Annotated in this window: 10 protein-coding genes; 8 read left to right on the top strand and 2 right to left on the bottom strand. The window is 67.5% G+C overall.

Annotated features, from left to right (window positions below):
• Positions 1–5 precede the first annotated feature (5 nt).
• Positions 6–2,324 (top strand): methyl-accepting chemotaxis protein, encoded by a 2,319-nt coding sequence (locus M0765_RS05175; protein WP_258502391.1) that lies wholly within the window; start codon positions 6–8, stop codon positions 2,322–2,324.
• A 28-nt stretch (positions 2,325–2,352) separates the two neighbouring features.
• A complete protein-coding gene (locus M0765_RS05170) occupies positions 2,353–8,418 on the top strand; it encodes an Hpt domain-containing protein (protein ID WP_258502390.1) in 6,066 nt (2,021 codons plus the stop codon).
• A 43-nt stretch (positions 8,419–8,461) separates the two neighbouring features.
• Here the strand turns inward: M0765_RS05170 and M0765_RS05165 are convergent, their stop codons facing one another.
• Positions 8,462–9,961 carry a cryptochrome/photolyase family protein gene (locus tag M0765_RS05165; protein ID WP_258502388.1) on the bottom strand — a complete coding sequence of 500 codons (1,500 nt, stop codon included), beginning with the start codon at positions 9,959–9,961 and terminating at the stop codon, positions 8,462–8,464.
• Here M0765_RS05165 and M0765_RS05160 point away from each other — a divergent pair, their 5' ends adjacent.
• Genes M0765_RS05160 through M0765_RS05135 form a run of 6 tightly spaced genes read left to right on the top strand, consistent with a single transcriptional unit; the run spans position 9,962 to position 14,518 of the window.
• Positions 9,962–10,561 carry a YqgE/AlgH family protein gene (locus M0765_RS05160; RefSeq protein WP_126749378.1) on the top strand — a complete coding sequence of 200 codons (600 nt, stop codon included), beginning with the start codon at positions 9,962–9,964 and terminating at the stop codon, positions 10,559–10,561.
• Positions 10,561–11,010 carry a Holliday junction resolvase RuvX gene (gene ruvX, locus M0765_RS05155; protein WP_157615946.1) on the top strand — a complete coding sequence of 150 codons (450 nt, stop codon included), beginning with the start codon at positions 10,561–10,563 and terminating at the stop codon, positions 11,008–11,010. Before M0765_RS05160 ends, ruvX begins: the two co-directional genes overlap by 1 nt.
• Positions 11,007–11,504: a bifunctional pyr operon transcriptional regulator/uracil phosphoribosyltransferase PyrR gene (gene pyrR, locus M0765_RS05150; RefSeq protein WP_258502387.1), complete on the top strand. Its 498-nt coding sequence runs from the start codon at positions 11,007–11,009 to the stop codon at positions 11,502–11,504. The genes ruvX and pyrR overlap by 4 nt, the downstream gene beginning before the upstream one ends.
• The gene (locus M0765_RS05145) at positions 11,504–12,466 is read left to right on the top strand and encodes an aspartate carbamoyltransferase catalytic subunit (protein ID WP_258502386.1); all 963 of its coding nucleotides are present in this window, start codon (positions 11,504–11,506) and stop codon (positions 12,464–12,466) included. The genes pyrR and M0765_RS05145 overlap by 1 nt, the downstream gene beginning before the upstream one ends.
• On the top strand, positions 12,463–13,746 hold the full coding sequence (locus M0765_RS05140; RefSeq protein WP_258502384.1) for a dihydroorotase: 1,284 nt from the start codon (positions 12,463–12,465) through the stop codon (positions 13,744–13,746). Before M0765_RS05145 ends, M0765_RS05140 begins: the two co-directional genes overlap by 4 nt.
• A gap of 25 nt (positions 13,747–13,771) precedes the next feature.
• Complete coding sequence (locus M0765_RS05135; protein WP_258502383.1) at positions 13,772–14,518, top strand: lysophospholipid acyltransferase family protein; 747 nt, start codon at positions 13,772–13,774, stop codon at positions 14,516–14,518.
• A 239-nt stretch (positions 14,519–14,757) separates the two neighbouring features.
• On the opposite strand, the gene M0765_RS05130 is transcribed toward M0765_RS05135, so the two are convergent.
• Entirely contained in the window at positions 14,758–17,025 is a 2,268-nt protein-coding gene (locus M0765_RS05130; RefSeq protein ID WP_258502381.1) for an EAL domain-containing protein, read from the bottom strand.
• Between the last annotated feature and the right edge of the window lie 50 nt (positions 17,026–17,075).

Raw genomic sequence — 17,075 nt, 5'->3', positions numbered from 1 at the left:
CGACCGTGAGCTCGATCGCCGACAAGTTCAAGAAATTACTGCCCGCGAACAGCGGCAACGAAAAGGCCCGCGTCGACGGCTCAGGTTCCACCTTGTCGCTCGACGATGTCGATACGGTGCAGGCGCTGGACGAGAAGACCGTCCGCCTCGCCCGAAAACAAGGCCGCTCCGCCGCCGACCCCGCGCCCACCGGCTTTGCCGACGGCGCGCTGCCTCCCAGCGAAGCAGCCAACGAGGCAGCCGCAGGCCCGCTCGACGAAGCGCAGGCCGCAGCCGCCAAGGCCGGCTCCAGGCCGGCGCGCCAGCAGCGGATCCTTGCGATCATGCTGGCTGTGGTGGTGCTGCTGCTGTTGCTGGTGGCCGGTTCGGCCATTCTTCGCGCCGAGCGCCTCGCGCAGCAGGTGGCCGCCACCGGCCAGTCGCTGATGCAGTCGCAGCGTCTCGCCAAATCGATCTCGCAGGCCCTCGTGGGCAGTGCGCCCGCGTTCGTCGAAGTGAAGGACAGCGCCGACGACCTCACGCGCCGCGTGCAGGGACTGACCAACGGCGACGATGCCCTGCGCCTCGAACGCGTGGGCAACCAGTACGACGAGGACATGGCCAAGATCAACCCGCTGGTCGCCCGTGCGGATGCCAGCGCCAAGGTCGTGCTGTCGCAGCGCCAGATCCTGACCCAGGTGGGCGCCGCCTTGCGCGACATCAACCAGCAATCGTCCGCGCTGCTCGAAATGACGGAAACCGTCGCTTCGCTGAAGATGCAGCAGAACGCCACGCTGCCTGAAATCTCGGCCGCCGGCCAGCTCGTGATGCTGACCCAGCGCATTGGCAAGTCGACCAACGAATTCTTCACGGTCGAAGGCGTGAACCCCGACGCCGTGTTCCTGCTCGGCAAGGACCTGAACACCTTCCAGGAAACCACCCGCGGCCTGCTCGACGGCAATGCGCAGCAGCGCTTCCCCGGCTCCAAGGACCCGCAAACGCGCCAGCAGCTCGAAGCCATCCTGAAGACCTACGAGCAGATGCGCACGCAGGCCTCCGCCATTCTGGGCAACCTGCAGGGCCTGGTGGCCGCGCGCGAAGCGCAGGCTTCCATCCTGACCGACAGCGAACCGCTGCGCAAATCGCTCGGCGAGCTGCAGGACAAGCTCTCCGCACGCACCGGCCTGGGCGCTGGAACCATCGTGCTGCTGTTCGTGCTGTCGCTGGCCGCCCTGGCCCTGGCAGGCGCCATCGGTTTCGTGCAGGTGCGCGAAGGCCGTGAACGTGCCGCCATCGCCGAACGCGAACGTCTCGCGGCCGAACAGGCCAGCGACGAAGCCGGCCGCATCAACAACGCCAACCAGGCCGCCATTCTTCGGCTGATGAACGAACTGCAGACAGTGGCCGAAGGCGACCTGACGCAGGAAGCCACCGTGACCGAGGACATCACCGGCGCCATCGCCGACTCGGTGAACTACACGGTGGAAGAACTGCGACTGCTGGTGGGTAACGTGCAGAACACGGCAACCCGCGTGGCGCAGACGACGTCGCAGGTGGAAAGCACCTCGACCGAACTGCTCGCCGCCTCGACCGAACAGCTGCGCGAAATTCGCGAAACCGGCCAGTCGGTGCTGACCATGGCCGAGCGAATCAACGGCGTGTCCTCGCAAGCGCAAGAGTCCGCCACGGTGGCGCGCCAGTCGCTGCAAGCCGCATCGTCGGGCCTGCAGGCCGTGCAGAACGCCATCGGCGGTATGAACTCCATCCGCGACCAGATCCAGGAAACCTCCAAGCGGATCAAGCGCCTGGGCGAATCCTCGCAGGAGATCGGTGAAATCACCGAGCTGATCTCGGACATTACCGAACAGACGAACGTGCTGGCGCTGAACGCCGCCATTCAGGCCGCATCGGCCGGTGAAGCCGGTCGCGGCTTCTCGGTGGTGGCGGAAGAAGTGCAGCGGCTGGCTGAACGCTCCGCGGACGCCACGCGCCAGATTTCGGCGCTGGTGAAGGCCATTCAGACCGACACGCAAGACGCGGTGGGCGCCATGGAGCGTTCCACGCAGGGTGTGGTCGAAGGGGCCAAGCTGTCCGACAATGCCGGTACCGCACTGACGGAGATTGACCGCGTGTCGCGCCGCCTTGCAGAACTGATTGAGCAGATTTCGCAATCCGCCTCCCGCGAAGCCGATTCGGCCAACGTGGTGGCTGCCAACATCCAGCACATTTTTGCGGTGACCGAGCAGACCGGAGAAGGTACCCGTACCACCGCCCAGCAGGTGCGCGAGCTTTCGCAGATGGCCGAAGAACTGCGCCGCTCCGTCGCCCGTTTCAAAATTGCCTGACAAGAGATAAGAACGGCGAGCATCCAACGTGTCGATTCAAACCCCTGCCACGGCCCCCCTCGCTGGCAATGTGCCGGCCACCGAAGACCTTGGGCCGCTGGCCTGGGTTCTGGGAGAAATCCAGAAATCCCTCGACAGCGTTGCCAAGTCGCTGCGTCGCTTTGTGCGCGACGTAGGCAATACCTCGGAGCTCGAGAGCGGCCCGCTGCAAATGGCTCGCCAGCAACTGCACCAGTCCGTCGGTGCCTTGCAGATGGTGGGCAACACCGCGCCGGCGCTGGTGCTCGGCTCCATCGAATTCGCGGTCCAGGGCTTCATTGCCGAACCGCAGCGCTGCACCGAGAGCGCCGTCGTAAAGATCGAGCGTGCCGGCTTTGCCGTCGTCGATTTCCTCAACGCGCTGCTGGCCGGCAAGCCCGTGTCGTCGGTGGCGCTGTTTCCGCAGTACCGCGATGTGCTCGAACTGGTCGGCAACGAGCGCGTTCACCCGGCGGACCTGTGGAGCATTGCCTGGCGCTGGGTCGAAGTCCGTCCCGCGCTCACCCAGGCCGCGTTGGCCTATGACCCGGCGGTGCGTTCGCGGCTCGACCGCGAAGTGCTGCAGCTGGTCAAGACCGGCGACGCGCAGGCCGCTCGCCGGCTGCACGCCCTGTGCCTGGGGCTCGGACGCGGCGCGCTCCTGCCCCGCGTCGCGAGCTTCTGGACCTTGGCCGCGGGCTTCTTCGAGGCCCTGGCGCTCGAGCTGATTCCCGCCGATTCGTACGTGAAACGCGCGGCTTCGCGCGTGCTGCTGCAGTACGCCACGCTGGCACGCGGCGACAGCACCGTGTCCGACCGGCTCGGCCAGGACCTGCTGTTCTTCTGCGCGCAAGCCGTGCCTACCGGCCGCGACGACGCCGCCACGCTGCGCACCGTGCGCAGCGCCTGGGGCGTTGCGAGCGAGCCGTACATCAACTACAGCGTCGAGCAGTTCGGCCGCTTCGATCCGCTGGTGCTCACGCAAGCCCGCAAGCGCATCGAAACCGCCAAGGAAATGTGGTCCGCGCTTTCGGGCGGCGACGTCACCCGCACGCGCCAGGTGGCCGACACCTTCGCCCAGCTGGGCGAATCGCTGCAGAAGCTGCATCCGCCGAGCCTGCCGATGGTGGAAGCGCTGACGCATGCGGTCGAAGCCTCCGTGCGCACCGGCCAGGCGCCGGACACCGAGCTCGCGATGGAAGTCGCCACCTCGGTGCTCTACCTGGAAGCCGCGCTCGAAGATCTGGACCCGAGCGATCCGCAGCTCACCTCCCGCACGCTGCAGCTGGCCGGCCGCATCGAGCGCGTGCGCGCTGGCGGCCATTCGGAGCCGCTCGAGCCCTGGATGGAAGACCTGTATCGCCGCGTGAGCGATCGCCAGACCATGGGTACCGTGGTCGACGAGCTGCGCAGCCACTTGAGCGAGCTTGAAAAGTCGCTCGACCAGTACTTCCGCCGCCCGGCCGAAAAGGCGCTGCTGCGCACCGTGCCGAGCCAGTTGCTGCAAATGCGCGGCGTGTTCTCGGTGCTGGGCCTGGAGCAGGCCGCGCACACCGTGCAGCGCATGCGCGATGACGTCGAGCAGATGCTCGTGGGCAACGCATCTCCCGTCGAGGAAATGCACAGCTTCGATGCGCTGGGCAACAACCTGGGGGCGCTCGGCTTCCTGATCGACATGCTGGGCTACCAGCCGGCGCTGGCCAAGCGCCTGTTCGTGTTCGACGCCGAAGCCGGTGAACTCAAGCCGCTGATGGGCCGCCAGGCCGCCGACAGCGATGCCGCCGATACGGCGGTGGCGGATGGCAAGCCCGCGGGCGCCGAAGCCGTGCTCAGCATCGAAGAGGTCGACGCACAGATCGCCTCGAAGCTGGCCGCGCTGGCCACGCCCAACCGCAAGGCGAAGGTGTCGCCCATCGAGGAATTCAGCCGCAAGGCCGACAGCTGGACCAACAAGATCACCGGTCCCGCGGCGCTGCCCGACACTGAAGTGACCGAGCTCGAAGAAGACGACCTGCAGAACATCTTCCTCGACGAGGCCCGCGAAGTGGTGCAGAACGGCCTGGCCGCCATCGACGAACTCGGCGGCCACCCCGACGATACCGAAGAACTCACCATCCTGCGCCGCGCGTTCCACACGCTCAAGGGCAGTTCGCGCATGGTCGGCCTCACCGATTTCGGCGATGCCGCCTGGTCCTTCGAGCAGGTGCTCAACACCTGGCTGGCCGACCAGCGCGACGCCACGCCCGAGCTGCTTTCCGCCACCCGCAATGCACTCGGCGAATTCAGCGAATGGGTGGAAGCCATTGCGTCGGGCGCCCAGCACAGCTGGCAGTCGTCGCATTTCAGCCGCGTGGCCAACGCCCTGCTGGCCGGCGAACCCGTGCCGACCGCGCCGCCGCGCGTCGATGCGGACGCCCTTGCGGTGGCCGCGCGCCATATTGCCGCAGAGCCGCCCGTGGCTGCTCCCCTGCCGATGCCGGAACTGCCGGAGTTGCCCGAGCTTCCGGAACTGCGCGGCTTGCCGGATCTGGCGCTGTCACCCGTCGCGTCGCCAGCCGCCGCGCCCGCCCCGGACTTCGAATTGCCGCCGCAGGTGCTGGAGCAACCCGCCAAGCACGAAACCGACGACGACTTCGCATCGACCGACTTCCTCGACTTCGATACCAAGCCGAGCCCGGAAGAGTCTTTCGAGGTGCTGACCGGCAGCGGAGATTTCGATTTCCTGGCGCCCGAAAAGGCAGAACCCGCACCGTCCGCCGCTCAATTTGCCGTCGAACCCGCCGAAGAACCCGCGCCGGTCGCCACGCCTGAGCTGCTGCAAACGCCCGTGGCACTGCCCGACCTGGACTGGGCACCCGAGCCCTTGCAGGCCAAGGAGAGCGAGCCTGCGGCCGTTGCCGCGGCCGAGCCGGTGCAAGAAGAGCCCGCGGTCACCGAACCCGCGTTCCTGCTGGCACCGGAAGAACCCGTTGCAGCCGTGGACGAAACGCCCGCGGCAGCGCCTGGGCCGGTCGAGCCGCCGGTGGCGGTTGCAGACGCGGTTGCAGTTGCCGAAGAAGCGCCGCAGCCCGAACCTGAGCCCGAAGCCGAAGTGCAGGAAACCGCCGAGGCGGCTGCGCCCTCCGGTGCGGATGACCAGGTCAAGGTCATCGGACCGCTGCGCATCGGCATTGCGCTCTACAACGTCTATCTCAACGAAGCCGACGAATGGTCCAGGCAACTGGCCACCGAAGTCGGCGAGTGGGCGCTCGAATCGCACGAGCGCCTGTCCGATTCGACCGTCGCGCTGGCGCATTCGCTGGCCGGCAGCTCGGCCACGGTCGGCTTCCACAGCCTGTCGGGCATGGCCCGCCTGCTCGAAGCCGCGCTGCAGCATCTGCAAATGCAGGGCAGCGGTACGCGTGAGCAGGGCGTGGTGCTGGTTGCCGCGGCCGACGAGCTGCGCCGCCTGCTGCACCAGTTTGCCGTCGGCTTCCTGCGCGAGCCGTCCGAGGGAACGTTGCAGGCGCTGCGCGACATTGCCGCCGCGCCCATGCCGGCCGAGGCTGCCGCCCGTGCCGATGTGCGGCCGCTGCAGCACATGGTGGCCACCGACAGCGTTGCCGACGTGGCGCTGGACGACTCCGAAGACGCGATCGACGTGGCCGATGCGGTCGACGTCGACCTGTTCCCGATCTTCGAGGAAGAGGCCGCGGAACTGCTGCCGCAACTCGGCCAGGCGCTGCGCCAGTGGGCGCACCACCCTGACGACAACGCGCCCCGCGCCTCGGTGCTGCGCACGCTGCACACGCTCAAGGGCAGTGCCCGGCTGGCCGGCGCCATGCGCCTTGGCGAGCGGGCGCACCGCATGGAGTCGGAGATCGAAGTCCTGGGTACCCAGGGCGGTGCCGACCGGGCGGAAATCGAAAAGCTGCTCACGCGGCTCGATTCGCTGCAGTCCACCTTCGACGCGCTGCGCGCGGCGGACGATGCCACCCAGGCCGAAGTGGCCCAGCTCGTGGTGGCGGCAACCGCTGCCCAGCCGGGCGTTCAACTGGTGCAGGTTGCCGCCGAAGCCGGCGTGCCCGCCAACGACGAGATTGCTGCGGGCGGCGACCAGAACGCCGATGCCGTGGAAACGGCCGCCGTGCCGTCGCTCCTGCCGCGTCCGGCTCCGGCGCTGCTCGCTCCTTTGCGCACTGCGTCTACCCAGGCCGTTCGCATTCGCACCCAACTGCTCGACCGGCTGGTGGCGCAGACCGGCGAGGTCATCATCACGCGTTCGCGCCTCGAGGCCGAACTGGGCCAGCTGCGCGGTTCGCTCTCCGACCTGACGGGCAACCTCGACCGCCTGCGCCAGCAATTGCGCGACATCGAGGTGCAGGCCGAAAGCCAGATGCAGTCCCGCCTGGCACAGGCGAAGGATTCGCAGCAGAGCTTCGACCCGCTCGAGTTCGACCGCTTCACCCGCGTGCAGGAACTCACGCGCATGATGGCCGAGTCGGTGAACGACGTGGCCACCGTGCAGCGCACGCTGCAAAAGACGGTGCAAGCCACGGAAGACGACCTGAGCGTGCAGGCACGCCAGACGCGTGAACTGCAGCGCGGCCTGCTGCGCACGCGCATGGTGGAGTTCGAAGGCATTTCCGACCGCCTCTACCGCGTGGTGCGCCAGGCGTCGAAAGACACCGGCAAGCAGGTGCGCCTGGACATCGTCGGCGGCTCCATCGAGATGGACCGCGGCGTGCTCGACCGGATGACGCCCGCCTTCGAGCACCTGCTGCGCAATTGCGTGGCGCACGGCATCGAAGACCCGGCCGCGCGCGAAAAGGCCGGCAAGGACGCCAACGGCTTGATCGTGATCGACCTGCACCATGAAGGCAACGACGTCTCGGTGAGCTTCCGCGACGACGGCGCCGGCCTGGACCACAAGCGCATTGCCGAGCGTGCCCGCACGCTGGGCCTGCTCGAGCCGGGCCAGGAACTCTCGCCCGAAGAAGCCACCGAGCTGATCTTCAAGCCCGGCTTCTCCACGGCGGGGCAGGTGTCCGAACTGGCCGGCCGCGGCATCGGCATGGACGTGGTGCGCGCGCAGATCGCCGCGCTCGGCGGCCGCATCGAAACGCACAGCACGGCCGGACAGGGCACCACCTTCAAGCTGGTGCTGCCGCTCACCACCGCGGTGACGCACGTGGTGATGCTGCGCGCCGGCGAAGTGTCGATCGGCGTGCCGTCCAACCTGGTGGAGCTGGTGCAGCGCGTGAGCAGCACCGAGCTCGAAGCCGCCTACCTGCACAACAGCCATCCGTTCGGCAGCGAACAGGTGCCTTTCTACTGGGCGGGCGCGCTGCTGCAGGCCTCGGCACACAGCGAGCATCCCACCAGCAAGAACAACACCGTCGTGATCGTGCGAAGCGCGGCACAGCGCGTGGGCCTGCACGTGGACGAAGTGCTGGGCAACCAGGAAGTCGTGGTCAAGAACCTCGGGCCGCAACTTGCGCGCTTGCCGGGTCTGGCGGGCATCTCGGTGCTGGCTTCCGGCGCGGTGGCGCTGATCTACAACCCGGTGGCGCTGGCCGCGGTGCACGGCGAACAGGCGCGCATGCGCCAGGCCGCCGCGCTGGCCGTGTCCGCGCAGGCCGGATCGGCCGAAGCCGACCACGGCGCGCCGCAAGAGCCGTTGCCGATGCTGGCTCCGCCGGTGCCGCAGGTTCCGCTGGTGCTGGTGGTCGACGACTCGATCACCGTGCGCCGCGTGACGCAGCGCCTGCTGCAGCGCGAAGGCTATCGCGTGTCGCTCGCGGCCGACGGCCTGCAGGCGCTCGAGCGGCTCCAGCAGGAGCGGCCGGCGGTGGTGCTGTCCGACATCGAGATGCCGCGCATGGACGGCTTCGACCTGGCCCGCAACATCCGTGCGGACGAGTCGATGGCCGGCCTGCCGATCATCATGATCACCTCGCGCATCGCCGAGAAACACCGCGACTACGCCCGCACGCTGGGCGTGAACCACTACCTGGGCAAGCCGTACTCGGAAGACGAACTGCTGCGCCTGGTGCGTGCGTACACGAGCGAACCGGCATTGGCCGCAGCGGCCTGACGCTCTCCAGCGCTCGACCAGTAAAGGGGCCCGCCGGGCCCCTTTATTTTTGCAGCGCCTTGGCCCGCGCCACGCCGTAGCGCTGCAGCGTTTTCTCGCGCGCCTCGGCGTGGTCGACCACAGGCTTGGGGTACGTCTCGCCAAGCTTGATGCCCGCCGCTTCCAGCTCCACCGGAGAGGCCGTCCACGGCGAGTGGATCGCGGCATTCGACAGCCCTGCCAACTGCGGCAGGTAGCGGCGGATGAACTTGCCCTCGGGATCGAAGCGCTCGCTCTGCGTCACGGGGTTGAAAATGCGGAAGTAGGGCTGCGCATCGCAGCCGCTGGAGCTTGCCCATTGCCAGCCGCCGTTGTTCGAGGCCAGCTCGAAGTCGTTCAGGTGCAGCGCAAAGTAGCGCTCGCCGCGGCGCCAATCCAGCCCCAGGTCCTTGCACAGAAAACTCGCCGTCACCATGCGCAGGCGGTTGTGCATGTAGCCGCTCTGGTTGATCTGCATCATGGCCGCGTCCACCAGCGGATAGCCGGTGCGGCCCTGGCACCAGGCCTCGAACAGCTGGTCGGCATGCTTGCCGTGGTGCCACTGGATCTTGTCGTACTCGGGGCGAAAGCTCTTCGATTCGCCGCCCGAATGCACGTGCGGGAAGTGCGCCAGGATCTGGAAGTAGAACTCCCGCCAGATCAGCTCGCTGAGCCAGGTGGCCGCGCCCGCATCGCCCTGAAGCGAAAGCTGGTGCGCGACCCCCGCCACCTGCCGGATCGACACCGTGCCGAAGCGCAGGTGCACGCCCAGGTAGCTGGGCCCCCGCACGGCCGGAAAATTGCGCGCCGCATCGTAGCGGTCGATGCGCTGGAAAAAGTCTTCGAACAGCGCCGCCGCCCCTTGGGTGCCCGTGGGAATCTCGAGTTCGGAAAGGTTGGTTTGCTGAAAGCCGATTTCCTCGAGCGAGGGCACCGGCGCGCGCCACGGCTCGGGCGGGGCGGCCAGCGCGTCGGCGTATGCCCGAACCGGGTACGACTTGAGAAAGAACGAATCCACCTTGGCCAGCCAGGCCCGCTTGTAGGGCGTGAACACCGTGTAGGGCTGGCCGGTCTTGGTCATTACCTCGTCGCGGTCGAAGACGGTCGAGTCCTTGTAGGTGTGAAAAGCCACGCCCGCGTTGGCCAGCGCGCCGAGCACCTGGGCATCGCGCGCCAGCGCGTCGGGCTCGTCGTCCCGGTTGGCAAACACGGCCTGCACGTCCAGCGCGTGCGCCAGCGCCGGAAGCTCGTCGACCGCGGCGGCATGGCGCACGATGAGCCCGCCGCTCAGGTCGCGCAGCTCGGCATCGAGCTCCACGAGCGACTCGCGGATGAATTCCACCCGGCGGTCGGCCGGGGGCAGGGGGTCCAGAATGGCCCGGTCGAACACGAAAACGCACACCACCTGGCGGCAGGCCCGCAGGGCGTGGTAGAGCGCCGCGTTGTCGTCCACGCGCAGATCGCGGCGAAACCACATGAGCCCTTTGGGATAGGTCTTGTCGACGGCCAGTAAAATCGGCGGCATATGGCTTCCGATTCTGCCCCGATGAACCTCACGCATCACTTTTTGATAGCGATGCCGGGGATGGAAGATAAAACTTTCAACCGCAGCGTCGTCTACCTCTGCGAGCACAGCGAGCGCGGTGCGCTCGGCCTTGTGATCAACAAACCCAGCGACATCAACCTGAAGGTGCTGTTCGAGAAGATCGAGCTCCACCTGGCGCGCCCCGAACTCGGCGACGCGCCGGTTTTCCAGGGCGGCCCGGTGCAAACCGAGCGCGGCTTCGTGCTGCACGAGCCCGTGTTCTCCCACGCCGAAAAGCCCGAGGAGTCGGTCTACGCCTCGACCATGACCATTCCGGGCGGCCTTGAAATGACCACCTCCAAGGACGTGCTGGAGGCCCTGGCCACCGGCGCCGGGCCGCGCAAGGTGCTGGTTTCGCTGGGTTATTCGGCTTGGGGCGAGGGCCAGCTCGAGTCGGAACTGGCCGAAAACAGCTGGCTCACCGTGAGCGCCGATCCGGCCGTGATCTTCGACACGCCCATCGAGCAGCGCTACGACAAGGCGCTGATGCTGCTGGGCCTGGAGGCCTGGAAACTGTCGCCGGAAGCGGGACACGCGTGATGGCCGCTGCCATGCCAGACGCTCCCGTTCCCTCCGCTTCTCCTGTTTCCGTTGCCGTCCCCTCCCATTTCCAGAGCTTCCTGGCCTTCGACTTCGGCCTGAAGCGAACCGGCGTCGCGAGCGGAAACCGCCTGCTGGGCGCCGCCACGCCGCAGGCCACCATCAAGGCCGAGGGCGATGCCCGCTTTGCGCAGGTCGAGGCACGCATCAAGGAATGGCAGCCCGACGCATTGGTTGTGGGTGTGCCGTATCACCCCGACGGTGCCCCCCACGAGAACACCCGCCGCGCGCAGAAGTTTGCGCGCCAGCTGCGCGGCCGTTTCAATCTCCAGGTGTTCGAGGTCGACGAGCGCTACAGCACCACCGAGGCGCTGGCTTCCGGCGCCCGCGATGCCGATGCCGCATCGGCCTGCATCATCCTGGAGCAATTTTTGAGGAGTCTCCCGTGAGTTCAATACCCGATGCCGAAGCGCTCTACAAGGAGCTGCTGAACGGCGTGAAAGCGCTGATGCGCACAGAGACAAAGCTGGTGGGCATTACCTCCGGCGGCGCATGGCTGGTCGAGCGGCTGCAAAAAGACCTGGGCCTTGCCGGCGCGCCCGGCGTCATTTCGTCGGCCATGCACCGCGACGACTTCGCGCGCCGCGGCCTTTCGGCCAGCGCGCAGACCGCGCTGCCCTTCGACGTGAACGGTGCCGACGTGCTGCTGCTGGACGACGTGCTCTACACCGGCCGCACCATCCGCGCGGTACTCAACGAGCTGTTCGACTTCGGCCGCCCGGCCTGCGTGCGGCTGGCGGTGCTGGTCGACCGCGGTGGACGCGAGCTGCCGGTGGCGGCCGATTTCGCGGCCGCGAAACTCACGCTGCCCGATACCCAACTCCTCGCGCTCGCCCGTGCGGAAGACGGTGCGTTCAGTCTCAAAGTGGAGGAGAACAGCTGATGCTCTACAAGCGAAACCCGCAGCTCAACAAGAACGGCGAACTGATTCACCTGCTGTCGATCGAGGGCCTGCCCAAGGACATCATCACGCACATCCTGGACACCGCCGCCAACTTCACGAGCGTGAGCGACCGCGAGGTGAAGAAGGTGCCGCTCCTGCGCGGCAAGAGCGTGTTCAACCTGTTCTTCGAGAACTCGACGCGCACCCGCACCACCTTCGAGATCGCGGCCAAGCGCCTCTCCGCCGACGTCATCAACCTCGACATTGCGCGCTCCTCGGCCACCAAGGGCGAGTCGCTGCTCGACACCATCGCCAACCTGAGCGCCATGGCCGCGGACCTGTTCGTGGTGCGCCACAGCGAGTCGGGCGCGCCGTACCTCATTGCGCAGCATGTGGCGCCGCACGTGCACGTGGTGAACGCCGGCGACGGGCGCCATGCGCACCCCACGCAGGGGCTGCTCGACATGTACACGATCCGCCACTACAAGAAGGACTTTGCGAACCTCACGGTCGCCATCGTCGGCGACGTGCTGCATTCGCGCGTGGCTCGCTCCGACATCCATGCGCTCACCACGCTGGGCTGCGCCGAAGTGCGCGTGGTCGGCCCCAAGACTCTCGTGCCTGGCGACATGGCGGGCATGGGCGTGCGCGTGTGCCACACGCTCGAAGAGGGCATCAAGGACTGCGACGTCATCATCATGCTGCGCCTGCAGAACGAGCGCATGAGCGGCGCGCTGCTGCCCTCGTCGCAGGAGTTCTTCAAGACCTACGGCCTCACGCCGGAGAAGCTGCAACTGGCCAAGCCGGATGCCATCGTGATGCACCCGGGTCCGATCAACCGCGGTGTCGAGATCGACTCCGCCGTGGTGGACGGAAAGCAGAGCGTGATCCTTCCGCAGGTCACCTTCGGCATCGCGGTGCGAATGGCCGTCATGAGCATCGTCGCAGGTAACGAAGCATGAACACACTGATCATCAACGGCCGCGTGGTCGACCCCGCCTCGGGCACCGACAAGAAAGCCGACATCGCCATTGCCGACGGCAAGATCACCAGCGTCGGCAGCGTGCCGCCCGGCTTCAAGGCGGAGCGCACCATCGATGCCGCGGGCTGCGTCGTCGCGCCCGGCCTTGTCGACCTGGCCGCGCGCCTGCGCGAACCCGGCTACGAACACGAGGGCATGCTCGAAAGCGAAATGGCCGCCGCCATTGCGGGTGGCGTGACCAGCCTCGTGTGCCCGCCCGACACCGACCCCGTGCTCGACGAGCCCGGCCTGGTTGAAATGCTCAAGTTCCGCGCAGAGAAGCTGCAGGGCGCGCGCCTGTTTCCTCTGGGCGCGCTCACGCGCAGCCTGGCCGGCGGCGTGCTCACCGAGATGGCCGAGCTCACCGAGGCCGGCTGCATCGGCTTCAGCCAGGCCGACGTGCCCTTGGCGGACACGCAGGTGCTGCAGCGCGCACTGCTTTATGCAAGCACCTTCGGCTACACCGTATGGCTGCGCCCGCAGGACCGCGACCTGGGCAAGGGCGTGGCCGCGAGCGGCCCGCTGGCCACGCGGCTCGGCCTCTCGGGCGTGCCGGTGTCGGCGGAAACCATCGCCATCTTCACCATCATCGAGCTCATGAAGAGCACCGGCGCGCGCGTGCACCTGTGCCGTATCTCCAGCGCCCGAGGCGTGGCGTTGGTGCGCGAAGCCAAGGCGCAAGGCCTGCCGCTCACATGCGACGTGAGCATCAATTCGCTGCACCTGGCCGACACGGACATCGGCTTTTTCGACAGCCGCGCACGCCTGAACCCGCCGCTGCGCCAGCAGGGCGACCGCGATGCGCTCTCGGCCGCGCTGGCCGACGGCACCATCGACGCGCTGGTGTCCGACCACACGCCGGTCGAGGCCGACGCCAAGACGCTGCCTTTTGCCGAAGCCGAACCGGGCGCGACCGGGCTCGAGCTGCTGCTGCCGCTGGCGCTGCAATGGGGCGAGCGCAGCGGCGCCGGCATTGCGCGCGCGCTCGAGGTGGTTACCTCCGCACCCGCGCGGCTGCTGGCCGCCGCCGATGCGGGCACCGGCATCGGCCGCCTGTCCGAGGGCGGCGTGGCCGACCTCTGCGTATTCGATCCGGCGCTCGAGTGGCAGGTGCAGCCCGACGCGCTGAAGAGCCAGGGCAAGCACACGCCGTTCGCGGGCTACCCGCTGCAGGGCCGCGCCCGCCACACGCTGGTTGCAGGCCGCGTGGTCCACGGCTGACGAGAAGAAGAGGGCGCACGTCTCGATGGTTCATTCGCTGAAGGCCTGCTGGCGCCTGCTGCATGCCGTAGGGCACGCGCTGGGCGGGTGGTGGACGATCCGCTTCACCTTTCCGCGGCTTTCGCAGGAGGAGCGCAACCTGCGGGTGCAGCAGTGGTCGCGGCGCCTGCTCGAGATCATGGGCGTCACGCTCAAGGTACAGGGCACGCCGCCCGCCAAGGGGCCGGTGCTGCTCATTTGCAACCATCTCTCGTGGCTCGACATCACCGCCATTCATGCCGCCTGCCACGTGCGCTTTGTTTCCAAGGCGGGCGTGAAGCACTGGCCGCTGATCGGCACGCTGTCCACGGGCGCGGGTTCGCTCTATATCGAGCGCGAGCGCCGACGCGATGCATTGCGGGTGGTGCACCACATGACCGAAGCCCTGCAAGGCGGAGACCGCATCGGTGTGTTCCCTGAAGGCACCACCAGCGACGGCCGCGGGCTGCTGCCCTTTCACGCCAACCTGCTGCAGGCCGCCATCTCGTCGGGCGCGCCGGTGCTGCCCGCCGCACTGCGCTTTGCCGATGCGGCCACCGGAGAAACCAGCCAGGCGCCGCGCTACATCGACGACGACAACCTGCTGACCTCGCTCTGGAACACGCTGCGCGCACCGCCCCTCCTGGCGATCGTGCGCTTCGGCGAGCCGCAGTCCTCGCTGGGCCGCGAGCGCCGCGCCTGGGCGCAGTCGCTGCATGAAGACGTGCAGCAATTGCGCCGCGAAACACACTGAAAGAAACACACCGGGCAAAAAAAGCGCTCCCGAAGGAGCGCTTAACGACGCACGAATGCGCCGTGAGGAGGAACCGCAATGAGAAGCCGCACCAAGGGCGGGGTGCCCTTGCGAGCTTGACTGCAGGTTGAACGCTGCGGCGGCCGCGGCTTGCGGGAGAAGTCAGTTCATGCGCGTGGGCGAGTGCCTACATACGTAGGCCGGGCGTCCAAGGCCGCTGCGCAGAGGCATGCCCGCAGTCAGCCGGGTGGCTCCTGGCCTTCGCCCTTGCTGCGCTCGCTCTGCTCCATGGTGCCCGAGCGCAGGAGGTCGCCAGCCTCGTCGGCGACCACGGCTTCGCTGAAGTAATAGCCCTGTGCAAGCGTGGTGGAGCCCGTCGAGTGCAGAAAGGCCCGCTGCGCTTCCGTCTCCAGACCCTCGACGATGATGCCGATGCGGGCCTCCCGCGCCAGGTTCATGATGGCGCGAACGGTCGCAGCGCTGTCGGGGTCGTCGATGGCCCGCTTGAGCATCGATTGCGCGATCTTCAGGTGGTTGACTCGGTAGGTCCGCAGGTATTCGAACGACGAATACTCGGTACCGAAGTCGTCGATGGCAATCCGCACGCCGAGTGCCCGCAGCTGTGGCAGCACGTCGTTGTGGCTCCACGTCATCTGGGCCAGCGTCGACTCCGTCACGTCGAACTCCAGGTCGGAAGGGTTGAGCTGCCACTTCGCAAGGCAATCGACCACATCGCGAACCAGCTCGGCGCCTTTTCTGAGCTGGCCGAGCGACAGGTTGATGGCCAGCACGGGCGGCGCCACGCCCTGTTGGCGCCACTGGCTCATCTGACCGCACGCCCGGTCCAGCACCCAGCGGCCCAGCGTGACGATGCTCCCGGTGCGCTCGGCAATAGGCACGAATGCGCCCGCGTCGAGCAGGCCGCGTTCGGGGTGGTTCCAGCGCAGCAGCGCTTCCACGCCCACGATCTTTCCGGAAGACAGTTCGACCTGCGGCTGGTAATAAAGCTCCAGCTCTTCGCGTTCGATCGCTTTCTTCAGGTCTTCGCCCAGCGCCACGCGGTCGCGCACTTCGTGGTCGATCTCCTCGGAGTGAAAGTGAAACTGGTTGCGCCCCTCTTCCTTCGACCGGTAGAGCGCCAGGTCGGCCTGCACGAGCATTTCGTCCGGCCCTGCGCTGCCCGCGATGTAGGGGCAGATGCCGATGCTGACGGACACATGCACCTCGTTGCCGCCCAGCATGTAGGGGCGCGCCAGTTCCGCCTGGATCTTCGCGGCCAGCGCGCCCGCGGCCGCGGGCTCGCCCATTTCGCTTTGCAGCACCGCAAACTCGTCCCCGCCCAGGCGGGCCACCACGTCGGTCTCGCGCGTGCAGTTCTTCAGGCGCTGCGCCACTTCGCGCAGCAGCAGGTCACCGGTCGGGTGGCCGTACATGTCGTTGACCGGCTTGAAGTGGTCCAGGTCGAGGTAGTGCAGCGCAAAGGGCATGGAGCCCCGCCGTGCGGCCGCATGGGCCTGGTGCAGGCGTTCGGTGAGGGTGGCGCGGTTGGCGAGCCCGGTCAGCCCGTCGGTGCGCGCCAGCCGCGCGAGCTGCTCTTCCGCCGCCTTGCGCTCCGTGACGTCGATGACGATGCCCTCGACCTCGATGAGCCGGCCTTCCTTGTCGCGGACCGGCACGTAGCGGTTTTCCACCCAGCGCCGCCCGCCGTCACCGGTGCACAGGCGGTATTCGATCGAGGCGCCTTCCGCGTCCTTCTCCAGCACGCGGGCCATCGCATCGGCAACTCCGGCCTGGTCGGCCGGGTCGATGAGCACGTCGGCCCAGTCCGGGTTCGCCATCAGGCCGGCCGGATCGTGGCCGAACTTGGTGATGTTGTGCGAGATGTAGATCAGCGGAAACGCGGGCTCGCCGCGCAGGCGGTAGAGGATGGTCGGGCTGTTCTGCACGATGATGTTGGCGTCCGACAGCTCCCGCGTGCGCTCTTCGACGGCCTGCTCGAGCATGTTCATCTTGAAGGCGGCGTCTTCCGTCATTTGCCACTTCATCGTGAGCGCACTGGCCAGCTGGCGCACCTCGATCGGATCGAACGGCTTCTTGAGCACCAGCAGGCGGTCGCGCGCGTCCAGGCGCTCGAACACCTCGACCCAAGACTGGTCCGCATAGGCCGTGCAGATCACGATCTGCAGGCGCGGGTCTACCAGCCACAGCTGCTCGATCGTCTCCACGCCGTCCCAGCCCGGGGGCATGCGCATGTCGATGAACGCCATGGCGTAGGGCTTGCCGGCCTCCAGTGCCTCGCGCACCTTGGCAAGCGCTTCCTGTCCCTGGTAGGCACTGTCCAGCACAAAGTCCACCGTGGCCTGCCTGGCCGAGGTGCCGAACAGTGCGGCCTCCATGTCGTCAAGGTCCGATGCGGTGGCCTCCGCCAGGAGAATCTTCCGGAAGTCCTCGTGGATGGCGGGCGTGTCGTCCGCCAGCAGGATGCGCCGGTTTTGCTGTTTGCTCATAGGGCTTCGTCCGCTTTCCTGATCGCAAGTCCGAGCGCGAATGCTGCGAA

The sequence above is a fragment of the Variovorax sp. S12S4 genome (assembly GCF_023195515.1).
Classification (GTDB): Bacteria; Pseudomonadota; Gammaproteobacteria; order Burkholderiales; family Burkholderiaceae_C; genus Variovorax.
This window is presented reverse-complemented; position numbering and strand designations above follow the sequence as displayed.